Origin of the sequence: Aquabacterium parvum (assembly GCF_001447195.1) — a bacterium.
Lineage (GTDB): Bacteria > Pseudomonadota > Gammaproteobacteria > Burkholderiales > Burkholderiaceae_C > Aquabacterium > Aquabacterium parvum.
In genome coordinates, this window is record NZ_LFRI01000315.1 from 1 (window position 1) to 273 (window position 273).

1 protein-coding gene is annotated in these 273 nt (G+C 57.5%); it reads right to left on the reverse strand.

Features of this window, described 5'->3' with window-relative positions:
* Window positions 1–46: 46 nt before the first annotated feature.
* Window positions 47–169: a hypothetical protein gene (locus tag ABG80_RS23780; RefSeq protein ID WP_268760970.1), complete on the reverse strand. Its 123-nt coding sequence runs from the start codon at window positions 167–169 to the stop codon at window positions 47–49.
* Window positions 170–273 lie beyond the last annotated feature (104 nt).

Sequence of the window (273 nt, forward strand, 5' to 3'; positions counted from 1 at the left end):
ATCATGTGCAGGTGCGGGTGCCACTGGCCCGAGTTGTCTCCCCGCTTCACTTCGTATGACCAAACAGCGCCCACAACACCATCGAGCACAGAGCCGCGACCACGTTGCCGGCGTTTCCATAGCTCGCGCTGGGCTCCATGAAGGTGCTTAAAGCGTTCAGCCAGGTCATCACCGTTCTTCACCGTCAAAGTCACCAAAAAAGGCCTCAGAGCCGTTTTCTCGGCTCGGATGACCTCCCACCTATCCAAGTAGGCTTTCATCGACTTAGCGCCC